Origin of the sequence: Kibdelosporangium banguiense, assembly GCF_017876405.1 — a bacterium.
In the GTDB taxonomy this organism is placed as follows: Bacteria; Actinomycetota; Actinomycetes; order Mycobacteriales; family Pseudonocardiaceae; genus Kibdelosporangium; species Kibdelosporangium banguiense.
In genome coordinates this window covers 4,625,516-4,645,713 of record NZ_JAGINW010000001.1, presented here as the reverse complement: position 1 = coordinate 4,645,713, position 20,198 = coordinate 4,625,516, and the positions used below count along the sequence as shown (strand labels likewise).

Sequence of the window (20,198 nt, the reverse complement as noted above, 5' to 3'; positions counted from 1 at the left end):
CAGTACGCCGTCCGGCGGCAGACGCTACCGTCAGCAACCATGACTGACTGGACAGTCCTGCACCCGATCATCGACGGCGGCGATCCGGACAATGTCACCCGTCTTGTCCGGGGCCTGGATCCAGCTGCTCGCAAGGCATTGACCGAACCGCTGCGGGCGTACGAAAAGACGCTGCGGACAGGCACGTTCGTGAGCAAGCGGTTCTGGACACCACGGCTGTGTGCACTCACAGTGGCCGGGGCGGCGTTGCTGCCAAGCGCGTCCAGTGTCGCGGTGTGGATCGCCCGCAATGGATTGCAGGAAGATGAAACCGGGACCGACGTAATCGACCTTGTTGTTGAAGTTTTGCAGGATCGGCGGGTTGGTTGGTTGCCGGATCTCGTTGACCGGCTCGCACTCCGGCTGCCGGCCGATAAACTCGAGCCTCAGCTACAACAGTTGGTTGTGAAACTCTCCGCATACACCGGGATCGCGCCATTGGCCACGGACGGGCTAGTTTTCGCGTGGATCGCTACCGGGCGTGAGGACACCAGCCGGTCGGCGCTGGCCCGCCGGTTGTTCGAAGTGGACGGTGTCGGGCCGTTGCTCGAACCCGGGGGCTGGCCGACGAAGCTGGCGGCCGACGAGACACTCGACCGGACCATGATGCTGGAAGGCTGCCTGTTCCGCCTCCGGCGTGGCGGAAAAACCGCGGACCTCAACGGTTTCCTGTTGCTGCACAAGGCACTCGCGCCGACGCACAGTGAAGTCGCGATGCTGGCCAAAGACTACGTCGCGCTCTTGTCCAATTCACACACCGCGATCTCGGCAATGGCCCGGCATGAACTGGTGCGTGCCGGACAAGCCGGCGCATTGCCCGACGAGTGGCTGAAAATCAGCCGGTAACCAGTCTTTCCACACCGCATGACAAAAGGCCGGACCCGGAACCCGCTGACCTGCAACGGAATCAACCGCAGGACGTCAGGCGAGACAGCCCGGGCCGAGCAATGCCTTCAAGTCACCCATCAACGCCGGATTCGGCGTCACCCGCAGGGTGTCGTCCAGTCGCAGCAAGGTTTTGCGCTGGCCGTTGATCAGCCGCAAATGCACTTCGGTGGTCCCCGGATGGGTGGAAAGGGCGTCCTTCAATTGAGCGACGACCGCCGGAGTGCATTTTGAGGCCGGCATACTGACCCGGATCGGCTGACTGCCCGCCATTGCCTCCAGATCCGGCACAGCCAGGTCGTTGGCGATCAGCGATGTGCGGTCGTCCCGTTTGGCCACCCGGGCCTTGACCAGCACGATCGCATCCTCGACCACGCTCATGCCGATCACGGAATACGTCTTGGGGAAGAACAGCACCTCGATGCCACCGGCGAGGTCCTCCAGCTGGGCGGACGCCCACGGCTCACCGTTCTTGTTCACCCGGCGGGTGACCGAGGCGAGAATGCCGCCGATCGTCACCTGCGCGCCGTCGGCTATGCCGCCTTCCAGAATCGCCGCGATCGGCGTGTCCGACTGAGCGGTCAGGATGTGCTCGACGCCGTCCAACGGGTGCCCGCTGACGTACAGGCCCAGCATTTCCCGCTCCAGGGCGAGCTGGTGCTTGGTCTCCCAGGCGTCCTCCGGGACCTTCACGTCGAACACGCTGCCGGCGTTGTCGCCGTCGTCGTCCCCGCCGCCGAACAGGTCGAACTGGCCGACCGCCTCCGCGCGCTTGGTGTCCATCACCGCGTCGATCGCGTCGGTGTGCACCAGGAACAGGCCCTTGCGCGGGTGTTTGAGCGAGTCGAACGCCCCGGCCTTGATCAGCGATTCGACGACCTTCTTGTTGCAGACCGACGCGTCGACCTTGCGCAGGAAGTCCGAGAAATCGACGAACGCGCCCTTCTCGGTGCGCGCCTTCACGATCGATTCGACCACGTTGGTGCCGACGTTGCGGATCGCGCCGAGGCCGAAGCGGATGTCGTCACCCACCGGCGCGAAGTCCGCGGCGGACTCGTTGACGTCCGGCGGCAGGACCGTGATGCCCATCTTGCGGCATTCGGCCAGGTAGACCGCGGCCTTGTCCTTGTCGTCCCGGACCGAGGTCAGCAGGCCGGCCATGTACTCGGCGGGATAGTTCGCCTTGAGGTACGCCGTCCAGTACGACACCAGGCCGTACGCGGCGGAGTGGGCCTTGTTGAACGCGTAGTCCGCGAACGGGACCAGGATCTCCCAGAGCGTCTTGACCGCGTCCTTGGGGTAGCCGTTGTCCAGCATGCCCTTCTCGAACCCGGCGAACTCCTTGTCCAGGATCTCCTTCTTCTTCTTGCCCATCGCCCGGCGCAGCAGGTCTGCTTGGCCGAGCGTGTACCCGGCCAGCTTCTGGGCGATCGCCATGACCTGCTCCTGATACACGATCAGGCCGTAGGTCGTGCCCAGGATGTCCTCGAGCGGCTCGGCCAGCGCCGGGTGGATCGGCGTGATCTCCTGCTGCTTGTTCTTGCGCAGTGCGTAGTTCGTGTGTGATTTCGCACCCATCGGGCCGGGGCGGTACAGCGCGCCGACGGCCGAGATGTCTTCGAAGTTGTCGGGGCGCATGAGGCGCAGCAGGTCACGCATGGGCCCACCATCGAGCTGGAACACACCGAGCGTGTCGCCTCGGGACAGCAGCTCGTACGTGGCTTTGTCGTCCAGCGCGATCGTCTGCAGGTCGACCTGCGGTTTGCCGTTGCGTTCCATGTTGCGCAGGCAGTCGTCGATCACCGTCAGGTTGCGCAGGCCCAGGAAGTCCATCTTCAGCAGGCCCAGCGACTCGCACGTGGGGTAGTCGAACTGGGTGATGATCGAGCCGTCCTGCGGGCGCTTCCACAACGGGATCACGTCCAGCAGCGGCTCGGCGCTCAGGATCACCGCACAGGCGTGCACGCCGGCGTTGCGGATCAGGCCCTCCAGGCCACGGCCCGTGTCGATGATCTGCTTGACCTGCGGGTCCTGCTCGTAGAGCGCCCGGATCTCGGTGGCCTCGTTGTACCGCTTGTGGCTCGGGTCATGGATGCCCGACAGCGGGATGTCCTTGGCCATCACGGCCGGCGGGTAGGCCTTGGAGATCCGGTCGGCCACCGCGTAGCCGGGCTGGCCGAACAGCACGCGGGCGGCGTCCTTGATCGCGGCCTTGGCCTTGATCGTGCCGAACGTGATCACCTGGGCAACCTTGTCCTCGCCCCACTTCTCGGTGACGTACCGGATGACGTCACCGCGACGACGCTCGTCGAAGTCGATGTCGATATCGGGCGGGGACACCCGGTCCGGGTTGAGGAACCGCTCGAAGATCAGCCCGTGGGCCAGCGGGTCGAGGTCCGTGATGCCCATCGCGTACGCGATCAGCGCGCCTGCGGCCGACCCACGGCCGGGGCCGACGCGGATGCCGTTGGACTTCGCCCAGTTGATCAGGTCGGCGACCACGAGGAAGTAGGCCGGGAAGCCCATCTGCAGGATGACGCCGATCTCGAACTCGACCTGCTGTTTGTGGACCTCGTCCACACCGTCGGGGAACCGGCGGTGCATGCCCTCCCAGACCTGCTGCTTGAAGTAGTCGTCCTCGGTCATGCCCTCGGGGATCGGGAAGTTCGGCATCAGGTTGCGGAACGTGAACATCCCCTCGGTGCTGACCTTCTCGGCGATCAGCAGGGTGTTGCGGCAGCCCTCCTGCCAGGCGTCGGACGAGTCGATCGCGCGCATCTCGTCCGGCGACTTCAGGTAGTAGCCCGAGCCGTCGAACTTGAACCGGGTCGGGTCCTGCATCGTCTTGCCGGTCTGCACACACAGCAACGCGTCGTGGGCGTCGCGCTCGTGCTCGTACGTGTAGTGCGAGTCGTTGGTCACCACGAACGGGATGCCGACCTTCTTGGCCACGTCCAGCAGCTCGTTGCGGACCTTGAGCTCGATGTCGATGCCGTGGTTCATCAGCTCGACATAGAAGTTGTCCTTGCCGTAGATGTCCTGCCACTCGCCCGCGGCCTTCACCGCCTCGTCGAAGTGGCCCAGACGCAGCCGGGTCTGCACTTCGCCGGACGGGCAGCCGGTGGTGGCCATCAGACCGTCGGACAGGCTCGCGAGCAGCTCCCGGTCCATCCGCGGCCACTTGCCCAGCTGGCCCTCCATCGAGGCCAGGCTCGCGGCGCGCATCAGGTTGCGCAGGCCGACGTCGTTGCGGGCCCAGATCGTCTGGTGGGTGTACGCACCGCTGGCGGAGACGTCGTCGGACTTCTGCGACGGGTCGCCCCAGCGGATCCGGTCCTTCACGTGCCGCGAGCCGGGCGCGAGGTAGGCCTCGATGCCGAGGATCGGCTTGATGCCCGCGGCGGTCGCCTGCTTGAAGAAGTCGTAGACGCCGTTCATGTGGCCGTGGTCGGTGATCGCGACCGAGGTCATGCCCAGCTTCTCGCACTGGGCGAACATGTCCTTCAGCTTCGCCGCTCCGTCGAGCATCGAGTACTCGGTGTGCACATGCAGGTGAGTGAAGGAATCAGCGGCCACGATCCACCACCCTAATCGTTCGCTGCGGGTCACCGACGGAGGCTCGCTGGTTGTACCCGCCACCTCTGACAGTCTTGGCTGGTGCGCTTCCAACCGGTGACGTTCACGGCCCTGGCCGAACATGTCGTCTCACGCATAACCGCCGCACCAGGCCAGATACGGGTCGCCATCGACGGCGCGGCAGGTGCCGGCCCGGGACTGCTGGCAGACGCCCTGGTCGACCCGCTGCGGGTGCTGGGCCGCTCGGTGATCCGGGTCCGGGCCCAGGACTTCCTGCGACCGGCGTCACTGCGGTTCGAGCACGGCAAGACCGACGAGGAATCCCGCTATTCGTCCTGGCTGGACGAGGGCGCGCTGCGCCGGGAAGTGCTTTCCGGACAAAAGGTTCTGCCGTCCCTGTGGGACGCCGAGGCCGACCGGGCGACCAGGGCGGAATACGTGTCGCTGCCGGAGAACGGCGTGATCGTCGTCGATGGCGAATTGCTGCTCGGCCGCGGACTGCCTTTCGATCTCACGGTCCATTTGTGGCTTTCGGCAGGCGCGTTACACCGCCGCACGGCAGCCGTGGACGCATGGAGTCTTCCCGTTTTCGCCCGATACGAAGAAGAAGTCTCCCCATTGACCACCGCTGACATCGCCGTCCGCGTCGACGACCCGAATCATCCGGCGATGCGGATCACGTGAGAATCATCCCGCTCTCCTTGCCGTACAGCAGAAGCCTTCCTTGCTCAGGGACTGCCGTGACTGTCGATCCGATCGCGGGTTCATGCTGTTCCCGGACAGTGAGCCCGAGCAGGCTGCCGTCGGGGCATTCGAGTGTCACGAGTGAACTGACGCCGAGGTTCTCGATTGTCGAAACGATTCCGGTGATGCCCGCGGCACCGGTCGCCAAAGTGAGGTATTCGGGCCGGATACCGACGATCACCTTGCTGTCGTCGGAAAGGTCCACGGGCGAAGGCAGTTTCGCGCCGGCCACCGCGAGAAGACCGTTCTCGATCGCCCCGTCGATGAGGTTCATCGGGGTCGAGCCGATGAAATTGGCCACGAATGTGTCCGCAGGCCGGCCGAACACCTCACGGGGACTGCCGAGCTGGCGGATCCTGCCGGATTCCATCACCGCGATCCGGTCGGCCAGCGCGAGCGCCTCGGCCTGGTCGTGGGTGACGAACACAGTGGTGACACCGATTTCCTGTTGCAGGCGCTTGAGGAAAGTACGCGCCTCCAGCCGGAGCCGGGCATCCAGATTGGACAGCGGCTCGTCGAGCAGAAGCACATCGGCATCGATGGCGACCGCCCGGGCCAGGGCGACCCGCTGCTGCTGACCACCGGAAAGCTGGCCGGGCCGACGGTCCAGCAATTCTGCCAGGCTCAGGCTCCGGGCTGTGCGTTCGGCGACTTCCCGTTGCCGCGCCTTGGGTTGACGGCGGACGCGGAGCGGATAGGCGATGTTCTCCGACACGGTCATGTGCGGGAACAGGGCGTAGTCCTGGAAGACCATCGCCACTTTCCGCTTGCCCGGTTCCACGGTGGTCACGTCCCGCTCACCGATCGAGACCGAGCCCTCGGTCGCCGCCTCCAGCCCGGCGATCGTGCGCAGCAGCGTCGTCTTCCCGCAGCCGGAGGGTCCCAGCAGCGCGAAGAACTCGCCGTCGGCGATCTCCAGGTCCAAGGCGTCCACCGCGCGCACTCCGTTGGGGTACACGGTGGACAGATTTTCAACCGTGATCCGGGCCATCAGCTCTTGATCCCTCCGTGGAAACGGAAGCCGTAACGCTTGCTCACGAACAGATACAGCACGACCACTGGGATCGAATACAGCAACGAGAACACCGGGATCACCGTCAGATTGGCGCTGCCGCCCTCATCCTGGAGGGTGCGCATCAGCACCGCGGCGGGCTGGCTGGTGATGTCCCGCAACAGCAGGAACGGCAGCAGGAAGTTGCCCCACGCCTGCACGAACGACCACACCACGATGGTCGCGATTCCCGGCCGGGCGATGGGAAGCACCACGTGTAACAGGATCTGTCCGGGCGAGGCCCCGAACACCCGCGCCGATTCCTCATACGAACGCGGTACCGCGTCGACGAAATCCTTCAGGATGAAGATCGCCGCGGGCAGCATCCCACCCGCGATCACCAGCGCGGTGCCGTACTGCGAGTTGATCAGCCCGAGCTGGTACATCATCACGAAGATCGGCACCATCGCCGCAGTCCCGGTGACCACGCTGGACAGCAGCAACAGCACATAAAGCAGCACGTCCCGCCCGGGAATCCGGACGCGTGACAACGCGTATGCCGCACACGCAGCCAGAACCGTGGTGATCGCCATCGCGAGAACGCACAGCACCAACGAGTTCCAAAGCGAAGTCAACGCGTAAGGATGCTCGAACGTGGCCGCGATATTGTCGAAAGTCCAGTCCGGCCAACGAAATCCGATACCCGGCCTGCTGTCGAACGGGGCACTGGCCAGCCACAGCATCGGGATCGCGAAAAACGCCAGCACCACGGCGAAGAACACCGAGTAGCCGATCCGGCGCAGCACGAAGGAGGTCACGCGCGCCTCCGCAGCAGCCGCAGGTACACCAGCGCGACAATCAGGTTGACCAGCAACAGCAGGAACGAGATCGCCGAGGCGTAGCCGAGCAGGCCAGACCCCAGCGCCTGCTGGTAGATGAACACCGGCAGCGTCTCCGACGCGTGGTTCGGGCCGCCCGCGGTCAGGAGGAACGGCGTGAAGTCGTTCGCCGTCCACAGGCTGATGAGCAGCGTGTTGGTCAGCACGTGCCCACGGATATGCGGGAACACCACGTCCCGCAACGTGCTCAGCGTCCCGGCGCCGACCATCCGCGCGGTCTCCAGCTGCGACGGCGGCACCACAGCCAACGCCGAGCTGTACAGCAACATCGAGAATGCCGTGCCGCGCCACATGTTGAACACGATCAGGCTCGCCATCGGGTACTCGACAAGCCATGCGATGCCCGGCGTGTTCAGTAACGCGTTCAGCGTGCCGCCGTCACGGTCCAGCACCGCGATCCAGAGATACGCCACCACAGTGCTCGGCAGAATCCAGGCGAGCAGGACAAGTCCCTCGACGAGCCGACGCAGCCAGCGCTTGGCACCGCGCAGGGTCCACGCCAGCGCGAAGCCCAGGATGTTCTGGCCCAGCACCGCCGAGAAGAGCACGAACAGCAACGTCAGCCACAGCGAGTTGCCGAACAGCGGGTCGGCCAGGGCGCCGGTGATGTTGCCGGTCCCGACCATCCGCGGATTCACCGACGACGGCCCGGTCAGGGTGTAGTCGGTCAATCCGATGTAGATGCTCCACAGCGCCGGGAACACCAGGAAGATCGCGATCAGCACCAGCGCGGGCGCGACGAAGCCGAGCGCCCGCATACGCCCCAGCCCAGCGGAGTCGGACGCGTGACCGGCCCGCCGTTTCGCGGGCACGGCCGCGATGTCAGCCTGTGGCAACGTTGGCCTCGCCGACCGCCTTCACCACGGCCTGCTGGTAGGCAGCCGCGGCCTCATCGGGGCTCTTGCCGGTCACCACGTCCAGCGTGGCCTGCTGCAGCGCCGCTGAGACCTGCGTGTACTCGGCCAGGCCAGGCCGATAGCGAGTGATCGGCAGGACCTCTTTGGACACATACGTGAGCATCGGATCGGCCTTGAGGACCTCGTCGTTCACGTCCGTGCGCGTGGTCACCTGCGGGGTGCTGGACACGCGCGCCTTGGTGGCGTCGAACGAGTTCATGAACTGCAACAGTTCCCAAGCCTGCTGCGGGAACTTGGTGTTCGGGTTGATCACCCGGACGCTGCCGCCGGACATGCTCACGAAGTCCTGGCCGCCGACGCCCGCACCCGGCTGCCTGGCGGGGATCTTCGCCCAGCCGACCGCCGTGTCCCGGTCGGCCATCTTGGCGACACCGTTGGCCGGGTTGATCACCGCACGCCAGAAGTAGTCGCTCTCCAGCAGGATGCCGATCCTGCTGTCGGCGAACTGGCTGAACGACTTGTCCCGGCCCTTGGCCTCCTGCTGCAGCAACGGGTCACCCAGGCGGCCGGAGTAGATCTTCTGGTAGAGCCCGAGCGTGTCCTTGATGTTCTGGGTCGCGCCCTGCCACTTGCCCGAGTCGTAGATCGGCTTGCCCGTGCCCACGAGGACAGGCAGAACACCCTGCATGCTGGCCGCCTCGGTCATCGCGGTGCCCGCGTTGAGCTGGATCGGCACGATGCCCGGGACGGCTTTGAGCTTCTCGCCCGCCGACAGGACGTCGTCCCAGCTGCGCGGTTGCCAGTCGGCGGGTAACCCCTCCTGTGCGAAGAGCTTCTTGTTGAAGTACAGGACACGGCCGTCAGTGCCGACCGGAATGCCGTACCTCCTGCCGTCGAAGTCGGCGAGCGCGGCGACCGCCTGAGGGATCTTCGACCAGCCCTCCCAGGTGTCCACTTTGTCCTTGCCGACCAGGTCCGCCAGCGGCCTGGCCTGGCCCGCCTGCGCGAACTCGCCCAGCCAGATGCCGTCGATCTCCTGGATGTCGGCGCCACCACCGGTCTTGAGGTCCAGCGCGACCTTGGTCTTGTAGTCCTTGTCGTCCGCGCCGTTGCCCTCGAACTTGACCGTGGCGGTGACGCCCTTGGCCTTCTGGGCCTCGACGAACTTCGGGATCACATACTCTTCGGTCCACTTGGCGATGTTCGCGTTCTTGCCGCCCGCGATCGCGTTGGAGCTGATCGTCAGGCTGAACTGCTTGACGTCGGCGTTCTGGCCGGTGCTGGTCTCGGCGGGTTTGCCGACACATCCCGCAGACAGCACAGACAGCACAGTCATGACCGCCAGCAGGGGTAACAGGGGCTTAAGTCGCATCGTCGCGCCTCCCATGTGAAGATTTGACCAACACCGCTGACGGTAGGTGGCCCGTATCCTCTGCCAGATATTGATCAATGACAAGAGACCCGATCCGGCCCGTTCGGGCGAGGCCGTGCGGGGTTGCACGCGTTGATCACTGTGACGAGGTAGCGTCTCGAGTCGTGGTAGCCCCCGATCCCGTGGATGTCCGCCTGCTCAGCCTCGTCGCCGAGACGGGCCGGGCGGCTGTGCACGAGGTCGCCGCCCGGATGGGAATGGATCCCCGGGAGGTGGCCTCCCGGCTTGTCGCGCTGTCCGCCAACGGCCTGCCCTTGGTGGTGGGCGTGGAATGCGACCCGAACGGGATCCGTGCGGCGCTCGCCGCGGTCGCTCCGCCCGGCGGATACCCGTCCACCGCGTATCCGGTGCAGGGAACCCCCTCTGGCGCCTACCCGATGAGCACCCCATACCCGAACGCAACGCCCTCAGGGCCCTACCCGCAGGGCACTCCGTCCGGCGTGTACTCGACTGGCACCCCGTCAGGTGCCTACTCGGTGAGCACACCGTCAGGGCCTTATCCGACATCCGGGGGCCACCCGGCAGTCACGCCTTCCGGCCCTTATCCGGCCCCAGCTCCCTATCCGGTCAATGTGCACGCCGGGCTGCAAGCCGGGTACGCCCCGCCGCAGTACCAGCCCCCGCAGCCGTTCCCGCCCAGCCAGCCCGTCCCAGCTCAGCCGCCCGCGCCGCCGGACCCAGTGATGAGCACGTGGGGGCCACCCCAATCGTCCTCATGGGCACGCGGCGACCAACCGGCCGCTGCTGCCGCTGCCGTCCAGGTCCAGCAGCAAACCCGGCCGGTCCGCACGGTCCAGGCCCGCACCGGCAAGGTCGGCGGCACCCTCGAAGCCGAAGGGCTGGACGGCGAGCTCCTGGCGATCCAGCTGGTCGAACTGGTCGACCCCGCCGACTTCCTCTTCACCGCGGCCGGCTACCGCCTGCAGGACGGCGAACGCTCGGTGGTCGTGCACACCGAGATGGTCAACAAGGGAGCCCAGCCCTTCAACTCACTGCCCGACCTCTACCTGGTGCTGATCACCAAGGACGGCCAGACCGTCTCCAAGGCGCCCGTGTCGCTCTCCTCGCGCCCGCCCCACCGCATCGGCGTCGCCCCCGGCGAGACGGCCGGCGGCCACACCGTCTACGTCCTGCCCGAGAATTTCGAGGTCACAGCCATCCGCTGGAGCCCCCGTCCGGACGACAACAGCCGTGCGCTGACCTGGACCGTCGAGCTCTGAACCGGCAGGCTCCCTGCACGTTTGAGCCCGATCAGGACTCGGAGCGCAGCCGTCCCAGTGCGGTCGTGAGGTCTTCGGGATAGTCGCTGGTGAACTCCACCCAGCGGCCGTCCGAGGGGTGATCGAACCCGAGCGCCCGGGCGTGCAGCCATTGGCGCGTGACGCCGAGCCGCTTGGCCAGTACCGGATCCGCACCGTAAGTCAAGTCGCCGACGCATGGATGACGCAGCGCAGAGAAGTGCACCCGGATCTGGTGTGTACGTCCCGTCTCCAGTTTCACCTCCACCAGGGAAGCCGCCCGGAAGGCCTCCAGCACCTCATAGTGGGTCACGCTCGGCCGTCCGGACGCGACCACCGCGAACTTGTAGTCGTGCTTCGGGTGCCGGTCGATGGGGGCATCGATGGTGCCCGACGTCGGGTCCGGATGCCCCTGCACAACCGCGTGATAGATCTTCTCCACCGTGCGTTCCTTGAACGCCCGCTTGAGAACCGTGTAGGCATGCTCGCTCTTGGCCACGACCATCACGCCAGTCGTGCCGACGTCCAGCCGGTGCACCACACCCTGCCGCTCGGCCGCGCCCGACGTCGACACCCGCACGCCGGCCGCGGCCAGCCCGCCGATGACCGTGGGCCCGGTCCACCCTGGGCTCGGATGCGCCGCCACGCCCACCGGCTTGTCGACCACGACGATGTCGTCGTCCTCGAACAAGATCTGCAGGCCGTCGACCGGGACCGGCATCAGCTGGACCGGACGCTCCGGCGCCGGCAGCGTCACCTCCAGCATCGTCCCGGCCACCAGCCGGTCGGACTTGCCGGCCGGCCTGCCGTCGATCACGACGTCACCGGACTCGGCGATCGCCGCCACGGCCGTCCGGGACAACCCGAGCAGCTTGGACAGCCCGGCATCCACCCGCATGCCGTCCAGGCCGTCGGGAACTGGCAACGTACGCAGATCACTCACTGGCCGAGGCCTCCGGTTTCTTGTGCTTGGACCGGCGGCCGTCGTACTCGTGCCCGAGCAGGGACAACACGACGATCAAGATCCCGCCGGCCACGATGCTGGAGTCCGCGACGTTGAAGACCGGCCAGTACTCACCGTTGGGACCGAACAACGACACGAAGTCGACCACATGGCCACGCAACGGCCCGGGCGCCCGGAAGAACCGGTCGACGAGGTTGCCCAGCGCCCCGGCCAGCACCAGCCCGAGACCCACGGCCCAGCCGGTCGAACGCAGCTTCGGCAGGATCCAGATGATCGCGACCACCACACCCACGGCGACCAGGGCGAGCACCCACGTCATGCCGGTGGCTATCGAGAACGCGGCACCCGGATTGCGGACGATCTGCAGGTAGACCAGCCCGCCCAGGACCCGTACCGGCTCCTGGCCCTCCAGTTGCGCCAGCGCCACGACCTTGGTCACGAGGTCCAGCGCGAACACCACCACAGCCGTGCTCAGCAGGATCAATGCCTTGCGCGGTGGCCTGGGCTCCTCCGGGTTGCTCTCGGTACTCACCGGTTCATTGTCCACGTAACGTCAGAGCAGCCGAGACAAGGCCGGTCTCATACGCCACGATGATCAGTTGCGCACGGTCACGCGCCTCGATCTTCGCCAGCAAATGACTGACGTGCGTCTTCACCGTCCCGTGGCTCACGTGCAACTGCTCGGCGATCTCCGCGTTCGTCAGCCCCCTGGCGACCAAGGTCAGCACCTCCAGTTCACGCTCAGTGAGTTTGTCCAGTTCATGCGCTGCCCGCCGCGGCTCCGGCCGCCTGGCGAACTCGTCGATCAACCGGCGGGTGACCGTCGGCGCCAACAACCCCTCACCAGCCGCGACAGTCCGGACAGCGGCCAGCAGATCGGCCGACGGAGCGTCCTTGAGCAAGAAGCCACTGGCTCCGGCCCGCAGCGCGGAGTAGACGTAAGCATCGAGGTCGAACATGGTGAGGATGAGCACCCGCACCGACGGCTGTGCGGCACAGACCAGCCGGGTGGCCTCGATGCCATCCATCTCCGGCATCCGAACATCCATGAGCACGACATCAGGCTGCTCCCGTGCGGCCAAGTCGACCGCCTCCTGCCCAGTACCGGCCGCCCCCACCACGCAGAGATCCGGCTGGGCATCGATGACAGCCTGAAAGCTCTCCCTCAGCAACACCTGATCATCAGCAACAACAACACGGATCATGTCGCACACTCACCCCTGACCACATGCACACACGAATCACCCCACCCTTCATTGCCCCAATCCTTGCTCAGTACCGCTCTCCTGGTCGACGGCCCTTCCCCGCGCCAACGACACCACGGCCCACCAACGCATACAAGGTCAAGGGTCGTTCAGCCTATCGCGGCCCGGAATGTTTCCGGAGGCGGTGGGGCTGATGCCTCCGCACGAGTGCGTGTCGATAACTGTTGCCGTACATAAGAAATCCCGGGAAGGCTAGACATTGCCGGTGCTGCCGGCGTTTTCGCCTCAATGAATAGGCACACGTTTATCGGGTCTCCCTTGCGAAGAAAGCCGCCTCAAAGCCTGGACGGATCCATTCGGTCGTTGATCGGTGGCCAGGGTGACCTGGTCGTGCCCGTGGGGCAGGTGCAGCAGCAGGCAGTACCGGCTGCTGCGCTCGATCAAGGTGGCGATCGCCGAGCCGACGATCAGATCGCCTTCCCAGTGCCAGGGCACCGCCCAGTCGGCGGCCTTCGCAGGCCGCTGGCTGATCTCGACCAGATCCAGGATCCGCGGCGGCCGAGCCGCCCGGGCCTGGGTCTGCCAGCGGGGTTAACCCAGCGCTCGCCCGGTGCGCAGACACTGGGTCAGCTCTCGGCGCAGCGCACCCCGGCCCTGCACGAACAGCGACTGATAGATCGTCTCGTGCGACACCCGCATCTGCGGCTGGCCGGGAAACTCGGTGACCAGCCTGGCCGAGATCAGCTCCGGTGACCACCGATCCTCCCAGCGCGCCCGCGCATACTCCCGCAACCGGCTACTGCCCGGATCGGCCAGCTTCGCCGTCTTCGGCAGCCGCGCCCGCTCTCGTGCCGCAGCGTCGGCCACATACGCCGGATACTGCTCCCTGCCACCATTACCAGCCAACTCCGGTGGTTCTCCGTCCACAGTGTCGCCAGCTCGGCCTTCTTGTCGGTGGGCAGTCCATCGAGGTGTGTCCCGGCGGCGATCTTGGTTTGCGCGGTTGAACGGCGGATCGCCGAGTCCACTGGTGTCTGCGGTAGCTCAGTCATTGTGCTTCTCCATAAGGTAAACGAGCCTGGAGGCGGAAGCCTCTTTGTGGTTGTGGGCCGGCGGCGAATGTGCCGCCGTACATCATCACTCGCTCCCGGATGCCGATCAGGCCGTGGCCGGCTCGGCGAGGGAGCGTCCGGCTGCCAGGGCCATCGTCGGTCACATCGATCCTTACCTCCTTTCCGTCCGCCTCAACCACGATCCGGCATCTCGCCGGGGCCGCGTGCCTGACCACATTGGTCAGTGCTTCCTGCACTATTCGATAGACCGACAGCCCGATGCCCTCCGGTAATCGCTCCACGCCACTGGTTTCCAGCTCCACGCGGACGCCTGCCAGTCCGGCCCGCTCGGCCAGTTCGGGCAAACCGTTCGGGCCTGGCGCGGGTGTCAGTTCGACCTTGGTACTGCCGCCTGCTCGCAGCACGCCGAGCATGTGCCGCATCTCGACCAAAGCGTCACGTCCGGTCTTTTCTATGACACGTAATGCTTCCCGTGCCTGCGCCGGCTGTACGTCGACCAGATGGTTGGTGACGTCGGCCTTCACCACCATCAGTCCCATACTGTGTGCGATCACGTCGTGCAGCTCGCGCGCGATTCGCAGCCGCTCCTCGGTAACCGCGCGGTCGGCTTGACGGATGATGTTCGCCCGGCGATCACGTACTGTCCGGCCGAGCGTCCATGAACCACCCAGCCCGGCCAGCCCCACACTGATCAGCCCCAGCGTGGACCAGGTTTCGCGGATGGGCAGGGCCATCGCGACGAGCAACAGCATTGTCACGCTGACCAGAGCGATCCACAGTGTGGGCTCCCAGTTCGGTCTGCGTGCGGTCAGTGCCACAAGGTAGAGCGCAAAGGAAGGAGCGACAAAGGGATCACCGAGCATACCGAAACACAACGCGACTGTCGCCACGGCGAACACCCATAGGAACACCTGCCACGGCCAGCGCCTGCGGGCCATGAGCGGCAAGCCCATACCTGCCGCGAACAGCCACACCAGCCAGTCCGGCTGCTGGAACAGCTCCGTCGTCGCCAGGGGCGAGCCGAACAGCAGCGTGTAGGCCACGGCGCCCATGACGTCGAGGCTGTACCACTGCCGTTTCGAGAGCCCGTTGTAGAGCGGGCGGACATCGATTTCGTCCACGCCTGGCGACGCTACTGGGTGGGTCTGACATTTCGCGTCTGCCGCGAGATAGAGATCGAGGATCTGTCTGGCGGCAGATGCGCCGACCAGCCTCCACGCGGGAACGTGGACAGCGTGATCGAGACGACGCGCCTGACCAAGCGCTACGCAACCACGACGGCGGTCGACGAGCTGACCGTACAAGTAAGGCCAGGTCACGTGACCGGCTTCCTCGGCCCGAACGGCGCCGGCAAGTCCACCACGATGCGATTGTTGTTGTGCCTGGCCGCGTCCACGTCCGGTGAGGCGCTGGTCAACGGCCGCCGCTACGACCAGCTGAGCCACCCCATGCACGAGGTCGGCGCCCTGCTCGACGCGAACGCGGTCCATCCTGGACGGACAGCGTTCGACCACCTTCTCTGTCTGGCAAGCACCAACGGCATAGGAAAGTCGCGTGTGGTGTCCATTATGGAACAGGTCGGCCTTGCGGGCGTGGCGCGCCGCCGGGTCGGTGACTTCTCCCTCGGGATGCGGCAACGTCTCGGGATAGGCGCGGCGCTGCTCGGCGACCCCGGCGTGCTGATGCTCGACGAGCCGGTCAACGGGCTGGACCTCGACGGTGTCCGGTGGATCCGCAGGCTGACCCGATCCCTTGCCGACGAGGGCCGGACCGTACTGGTCTCCAGCCATCTGATGAGCGAGGTGGAGCAGACCGCGGACCGGCTGCTGATCATCGGCCGCGGCCGGTTGATCAGCGACACCACAGTCGATGAGCTGACACGCCGGTTCTCCCAGGGGGTGCTGGTGCGTTCACCGCGGGCGGCCGATCTCATCGCGGTCCTCACCGGTGCGGGAGCGGACGTCGAGCAAGACCCTGCCGGTGGGCTTTGCGTGCGGGGGCTGGAAGTGGCCACGATCGGCGATCTTGCCGCAGAACATGGCATCGCGTTGTACGAGGTGACTTCTCGGAGCGCGTCATTGGAAGAGGCGTACATGGCGCTCACCGCCGACAGCGTCGACTACCAGGCTGGGGAGAAGTAAATGAACGGGATTCTCGTATCCGAATGGTTGAAGATGCGATCGGTCAGGTCGACCCGGTTCGTCCTGGCTGCCGTGCTCGGTACAGCGGTGCTGGGCATGGTGCTGGCCTGGGCGTGGGGGCAAACGTGGGACGGAATGTCACCCGAGGGCCGGACTCGCCTCACATCCGGCTCGATCGAAGACACCACCGCGCCGTTGATCCAGTTATGTCTTGCTGTACTGGGCGTTCTCGCGATCACCGGTGAGTACTCGACCGGCCTGATCCGGACAAGCCTCACAGTCGCGCCCCGGCGTGTGACCGTGCTGGGCGCCAAGGCGGCTGTGGCCGCCGTGGTCGCTCTGCTCGCCGGGCTGCTGGTCACTTTACCGACGTACTTCGTGGCCCACTCGATTCTCGCGGACCGTGGATTTCCCGGCTATGCGAGGCCGATCTCGGCGGAGTTACCCGGACTGATCCACTCGTCGGTGCTGGTCATGGTGATCGCGCTTGTCGGACTGGGCCTGGGCACGGTCTTTCGATCCACGGCCGGCGCACTGTTCACGGTGGTGGCGTTGTTGTTCATCCTGCCGATCTTCGTGCGGTTCCTGCCCGGGCCGTGGGACGACCGGGTCAGTTCGGTGCTGCTGCCGAATGTGACAAACCCATTGGTGTCAGCCGCTTACGTCGTCGTGGCGCTTGGTGCGGCTGCCATCTCGATTCGCCGGAAGGATGTGTGACGAAGTGCGGAACTCACTCGCAGCCGAGTGGCTGAAGATCCGGTCAGTACGGTCGACGTACTGGATCCTGGCCGTGGTGATCGGGAGCGTGCTGCTGGGCGCGTGCTTGGCTTGGCTGGGTGCCCGGGGATGGGACGAGTTATCGCCCGACCGCCGGACCCGGTTCCAAGCGCCCGCGATGGAGCAGGCAATCCTCCCGTTGGCGCAGCTGTGCGTGGCAGTCCTGGGCGTTCTCGCGATCACAAGCGAGTACACGACCGGCACCATCACGAGCAGTCTCACAGTCCGTCCGCAACGGATGCGCTTGGCAGCCGCAAAGATCGTGGTCGTCGGCAGTGTCGCTCTCGTGGCAGGACTCGTCTTCCTGTTCGGCACATTCGGCGCAGCCCGGTGGATCGTCGGTGATCGGCCGCTGTCACCCGGCTACACCACATCGGTGTCCGAGGAGATCCCCATGCTGCTTGTCACCGGCCTTGTCATGACAGCGACGGCGCTGATCGGGCTCGGATTCGGCGTCATGCTCCGGTCGGCAGCCGGTGCCATCTCGGCCGTCGTGACTTTGCTGCTGTTCCTGCCGATGGTGAGCCGATTCGTCCCCCAGCCTTGGGATGTTCGACTGTCGTCCGTGATGCTGCCCAACCTGGCTGAGCACATCACCCACGGTTCATGGGCAGCAGCGACCGCGCTTGTCCTGTACGTCGCAGGCGCGTTAGGAGGTGCCGCAATACTTCTGAAGCGCAGGGATATCGCGTGATCTGAGCTTGAGCTTGGCCAGAGTTCACCGGTTGAGAAGTCCACCGGCCGAGGTCACCGCTCGTTTCCGGTGTCCACCAAGTTGTTTCGCCATCAACCAGCATGAGCACGCCCGGCCCAGAACCGGGCTGAGAGAACAGGAGAGTGAACTATGCTGCTGTGTCGTGCAGGAAACGCGCCTCGACATCGACCGGATCCAGGCGGCCCGACGGATGATCGACCCGATCTTCCTCGACACTCCGCTGTATCGCTGCGAGGCGTTGGAACCTGGCCTCGGGTGCGCAGTGAACATCAAGCTCGAAACGGCGAACCCGGTCCGTAGCTTCAAGGCCCGTGGCACCGAGCTGGTCGCCAGCCTGCTCGCCGACAGCGGCTCACGAGACGTGGTGTGCGCGAGTGCGGGCAACCTCGGCCAAGCTCTCGCGTGGTCCGGCCGGGACCGAGGGCTCAACGTCACCGTCGTGGCATCCCGCCACGCGACGGTGGCCAAGCTTGATCGCATCCGTGCGTTGGGCGCCCGGTTGGAGCTGGTGGACGGCGACCACGAGCTGGCTCGCGCGCGGGCGGCGGCCATCGCGCAGCACCAAGGCATCCGGCTGGTCGAGGACAGCCTGGACATCGAGACCTGCGAGGGCGCGGCGACCATCGGCCTGGAGCTGGTGGACACCATGCCGTCACTCGACGTTGTCCTGATAGCCCTCGGCGGTGGGGCGCTGGCCACCGGTGTAGGTCATGTGGTGAAGGCCTTGGCACCTGGAGCCGAGGTGATCTGCGTCCAGCCATCAGGCGCACCGGCGATGACGCGCTCCTGGCACGAGCGGCGCGTCGTCACCACCGACTCGACCGACACCATCGCCGACGGCGTGGCCGGCCGGTATCCCATCCCGGCCGTCCTGGACGACCTCCTCGTGGTCGCTGACGACGCTGTCCTGGTCCAGGAGGCATCGATCATCGCCGGTATGCGGATGCTCCTCGGCCATGCCGGCCTCGTCGTCGAACCGTCGGCCGCGCTTGGCATCGCGGCGATCCTCGAAGACCGCGACCGCTTCGCCGGCCGGCACGTGGTCACCATCGTGTGCGGTAGCAACGTCGACATGGACGCCTACCAGCGCTGGGTCGGCGCCTGAGGTTGAGCCGGCCGGCCACGGCGCATCGTGCCGGCGACAGTCGGCAGCAACACCATGATCTCAGCGATCAGCCACAGCACGAGCGACAACGCCAGCGCGGCGATGAACTCACCGCCGCCCTCGACCAGCACCTTGACAACTGCATAGGCCCCGGCTCGCCTGGTTCAGCCGGCAAGGAAGGACGGCAGGGGCCGGGTGTCGTTCTCCGGGACCCAGCGACCTTCTTCGAGGCGGTAGGCAAGCGCCGGTCCTTCGGTCACCAGCGTGCGAAGGGCGTTGACCAGACGGTCGACGTGCTCGGCGGTGCTGCCGAGGCCGAGGCTGGCGCGCAGTGCGCGCTGCTCTGTCGAACCCACCTTCGTGAGCAGGCGACGGGTGGCTATATGGGCGCAGAAGGCACCGTCGCGGACGCCGATTCCGTATTCCGCGGACAGGGCAGCCGCGATCAGGCCGGCGTCGTGGCCGTCGATCGTGAAGCTGACCACGCCGACTCGAGGGCCGTCGAAGATGCTGAGTTCAGCGAGGCCGGGGACATCGCGCAAACCTTTGCGCAAGCGGTGCAGCAGGGCGAGTTCGTGTGCCTCGATGTCGTGCCAGTTCTCGGCGAGGGTCCTGCAGGCGACCGCCAACGCGTGCACGCCGACGACATTGGGTGAGCCGGCCTCGTGGCGTTCGGGCACTGCCGACCAGGAGACGCCGAGCCGGTCTCCCCAGTTGACGACCTGTTTGGTCGCGCCTCCGCCGGCCAGGTACGGCTCGGCGGCCTGCAACCAGTCGGCGCGGCCGATCAGCGCACCCGCGCCGAAGGGCGCGTACAGCTTGTGACCGGACAGCACGACGTAGTCGACGTTCCACGCCTGGATGTCGATCTGGCGGTGCGGTGCGAGCTGGGCCGCGTCCAGCACGACACGCGCGCCGTGCCGTCGTGCGACCTCGGCGAGTTCCACGATCGGCCACAACTCACCGGTCACATTGGACGCACCGGTGAGCACCACAAGACGTGGACCTGTTGGCGCGGCAGCCAAAGCCGTGTCCAGGGCGAGAACCGCGTCGCCCGGTGACGGCGGGGTCTGGATCCGGCGGACCCACGGCCCCCGCCATGGCAGCAAAGCCGCGTGGTGTTCGGTGTCGAACAGCACCACAGCGGTCGTCTTCGGCAGCGAGCGGGCCAGCAGATTGAGGGAGTCCGTGGTGTTACGGGTGAAGACCACCGTGTCCCGGGTGCGGGCGCCGACGAACTCGCGCAGCACGTCACGGGCGCGCTCGTAGACCTTGGTGGAGACCTGAGAGGCGAATCCCGCGCCACGGTGGACGCTGGCGTACCAGGGCAGCAACTCGTCGACGGCGTCCTGCACCGCGCGCAGACAGGGAGCACTGGCCGCGTGGTCGAGGTTCGCGTACTGGATCTGCGCACCGGTGGCGAGCGGGACGGTCAGGCCGGCGCCGGTCACTGCCGGGACCTGGACGTCGGCACAGGTATCCACGCCGTCGAACGAACGTTGAGTTGGCAGTGCGAGCGTCATGGCGGACTTCCTCCGGGCCTCAGGGACCCGTCTT

General features: G+C 66.2%; 18 protein-coding genes and 1 pseudogene. 7 read left to right on the top strand and 12 right to left on the bottom strand.

What is annotated here, in order from left to right:
• The first annotated feature begins 39 nt into the window (after positions 1-39).
• Positions 40-885, top strand: coding sequence for a hypothetical protein (locus tag JOF56_RS22030; RefSeq protein ID WP_209641098.1), 846 nt, complete (start codon positions 40-42; stop codon positions 883-885).
• A gap of 75 nt (positions 886-960) precedes the next feature.
• Here the strand turns inward: JOF56_RS22030 and dnaE are convergent, their stop codons facing one another.
• Positions 961-4,500 carry a DNA polymerase III subunit alpha gene (gene dnaE / locus JOF56_RS22025; protein ID WP_209641096.1) on the bottom strand — a complete coding sequence of 1,180 codons (3,540 nt, stop codon included), beginning with the start codon at positions 4,498-4,500 and terminating at the stop codon, positions 961-963.
• An 81-nt stretch (positions 4,501-4,581) separates the two neighbouring features.
• Between dnaE and JOF56_RS22020 the strand changes: the two genes are divergently transcribed.
• Positions 4,582-5,184 (top strand): nucleoside/nucleotide kinase family protein, encoded by a 603-nt coding sequence (locus JOF56_RS22020; protein WP_209641094.1) that lies wholly within the window; start codon positions 4,582-4,584, stop codon positions 5,182-5,184.
• Here the strand turns inward: JOF56_RS22020 and JOF56_RS22015 are convergent.
• Genes JOF56_RS22015 through JOF56_RS22000 form a run of 4 tightly spaced genes read right to left on the bottom strand, consistent with a single transcriptional unit; the run spans position 5,177 to position 9,363 of the window.
• Entirely contained in the window at positions 5,177-6,235 is a 1,059-nt protein-coding gene (locus JOF56_RS22015) for an ABC transporter ATP-binding protein (RefSeq protein WP_209641092.1), read from the bottom strand. The two genes, JOF56_RS22020 and JOF56_RS22015, sit on opposite strands and share 8 nt — an antisense overlap.
• Positions 6,235-7,053: a carbohydrate ABC transporter permease gene (locus JOF56_RS58120; RefSeq protein ID WP_209641089.1), complete on the bottom strand. Its 819-nt coding sequence runs from the start codon at positions 7,051-7,053 to the stop codon at positions 6,235-6,237. Before JOF56_RS58120 ends, JOF56_RS22015 begins: the two co-directional genes overlap by 1 nt.
• Positions 7,050-7,946 carry a carbohydrate ABC transporter permease gene (locus tag JOF56_RS22005; RefSeq protein WP_209641087.1) on the bottom strand — a complete coding sequence of 299 codons (897 nt, stop codon included), beginning with the start codon at positions 7,944-7,946 and terminating at the stop codon, positions 7,050-7,052. The genes JOF56_RS58120 and JOF56_RS22005 overlap by 4 nt, the downstream gene beginning before the upstream one ends.
• 10 nt (positions 7,947-7,956) lie before the next feature.
• Complete coding sequence (locus JOF56_RS22000; RefSeq protein WP_209641085.1) at positions 7,957-9,363, bottom strand: extracellular solute-binding protein; 1,407 nt, start codon at positions 9,361-9,363, stop codon at positions 7,957-7,959.
• Between the two features lie 164 nt (positions 9,364-9,527).
• Between JOF56_RS22000 and JOF56_RS21995 the strand changes: the two genes are divergently transcribed.
• Complete coding sequence (locus JOF56_RS21995; RefSeq protein ID WP_209641083.1) at positions 9,528-10,643, top strand: Lrp/AsnC family transcriptional regulator; 1,116 nt, start codon at positions 9,528-9,530, stop codon at positions 10,641-10,643.
• A gap of 31 nt (positions 10,644-10,674) precedes the next feature.
• Here the strand turns inward: JOF56_RS21995 and JOF56_RS21990 are convergent, their stop codons facing one another.
• From JOF56_RS21990 to JOF56_RS58110, 5 genes and pseudogenes are all read right to left on the bottom strand, one after another.
• Positions 10,675-11,559, bottom strand: coding sequence for an RluA family pseudouridine synthase (locus JOF56_RS21990; protein ID WP_209648405.1), 885 nt, complete (start codon positions 11,557-11,559; stop codon positions 10,675-10,677).
• Between the two features lie 37 nt (positions 11,560-11,596).
• A complete protein-coding gene (gene lspA, locus JOF56_RS21985; protein ID WP_209641081.1) occupies positions 11,597-12,157 on the bottom strand; it encodes a signal peptidase II in 561 nt (186 codons plus the stop codon).
• Between the two features lie 4 nt (positions 12,158-12,161).
• A complete protein-coding gene (locus tag JOF56_RS21980) occupies positions 12,162-12,830 on the bottom strand; it encodes a response regulator (RefSeq protein ID WP_209641079.1) in 669 nt (222 codons plus the stop codon).
• Positions 12,831-13,205: 375 nt separating this feature from the next.
• Positions 13,206-13,784 (bottom strand): annotated as a pseudogene (locus JOF56_RS61105) (IS30 family transposase); the annotation flags it as partial.
• Positions 13,785-13,878: 94 nt separating this feature from the next.
• The gene (locus JOF56_RS58110) at positions 13,879-15,024 is read right to left on the bottom strand and encodes a sensor histidine kinase (protein WP_209641074.1); all 1,146 of its coding nucleotides are present in this window, start codon (positions 15,022-15,024) and stop codon (positions 13,879-13,881) included.
• 114 nt (positions 15,025-15,138) lie between these two features.
• On the opposite strand from JOF56_RS58110, the gene JOF56_RS21960 reads away from it, so the two are divergent.
• The 4 genes from JOF56_RS21960 to JOF56_RS21945 all read left to right on the top strand — a co-directional run bounded on the left by JOF56_RS21960 (position 15,139) and on the right by JOF56_RS21945 (position 18,641).
• The gene (locus JOF56_RS21960) at positions 15,139-16,044 is read left to right on the top strand and encodes an ABC transporter ATP-binding protein (RefSeq protein WP_209641072.1); all 906 of its coding nucleotides are present in this window, start codon (positions 15,139-15,141) and stop codon (positions 16,042-16,044) included.
• The gene (locus tag JOF56_RS21955; RefSeq protein WP_209641070.1) at positions 16,045-16,761 is read left to right on the top strand and encodes an ABC transporter permease subunit; all 717 of its coding nucleotides are present in this window, start codon (positions 16,045-16,047) and stop codon (positions 16,759-16,761) included.
• A 4-nt stretch (positions 16,762-16,765) separates the two neighbouring features.
• Positions 16,766-17,515 (top strand): ABC transporter permease, encoded by a 750-nt coding sequence (locus JOF56_RS21950; RefSeq protein WP_209641068.1) that lies wholly within the window; start codon positions 16,766-16,768, stop codon positions 17,513-17,515.
• Between the two features lie 163 nt (positions 17,516-17,678).
• The gene (locus tag JOF56_RS21945) at positions 17,679-18,641 is read left to right on the top strand and encodes a threonine ammonia-lyase (protein ID WP_209641067.1); all 963 of its coding nucleotides are present in this window, start codon (positions 17,679-17,681) and stop codon (positions 18,639-18,641) included.
• Here JOF56_RS21945 and JOF56_RS21940 read toward each other — a convergent pair.
• Together JOF56_RS21940 and JOF56_RS21935 are read right to left on the bottom strand one after the other, a co-directional pair.
• Entirely contained in the window at positions 18,617-18,772 is a 156-nt protein-coding gene (locus JOF56_RS21940) for a hypothetical protein (protein WP_209641064.1), read from the bottom strand. The genes JOF56_RS21945 and JOF56_RS21940 overlap by 25 nt on opposite strands.
• 33 nt (positions 18,773-18,805) lie before the next feature.
• Positions 18,806-20,164, bottom strand: coding sequence for an aminotransferase class V-fold PLP-dependent enzyme (locus JOF56_RS21935; RefSeq protein WP_209641062.1), 1,359 nt, complete (start codon positions 20,162-20,164; stop codon positions 18,806-18,808).
• Between the last annotated feature and the right edge of the window lie 34 nt (positions 20,165-20,198).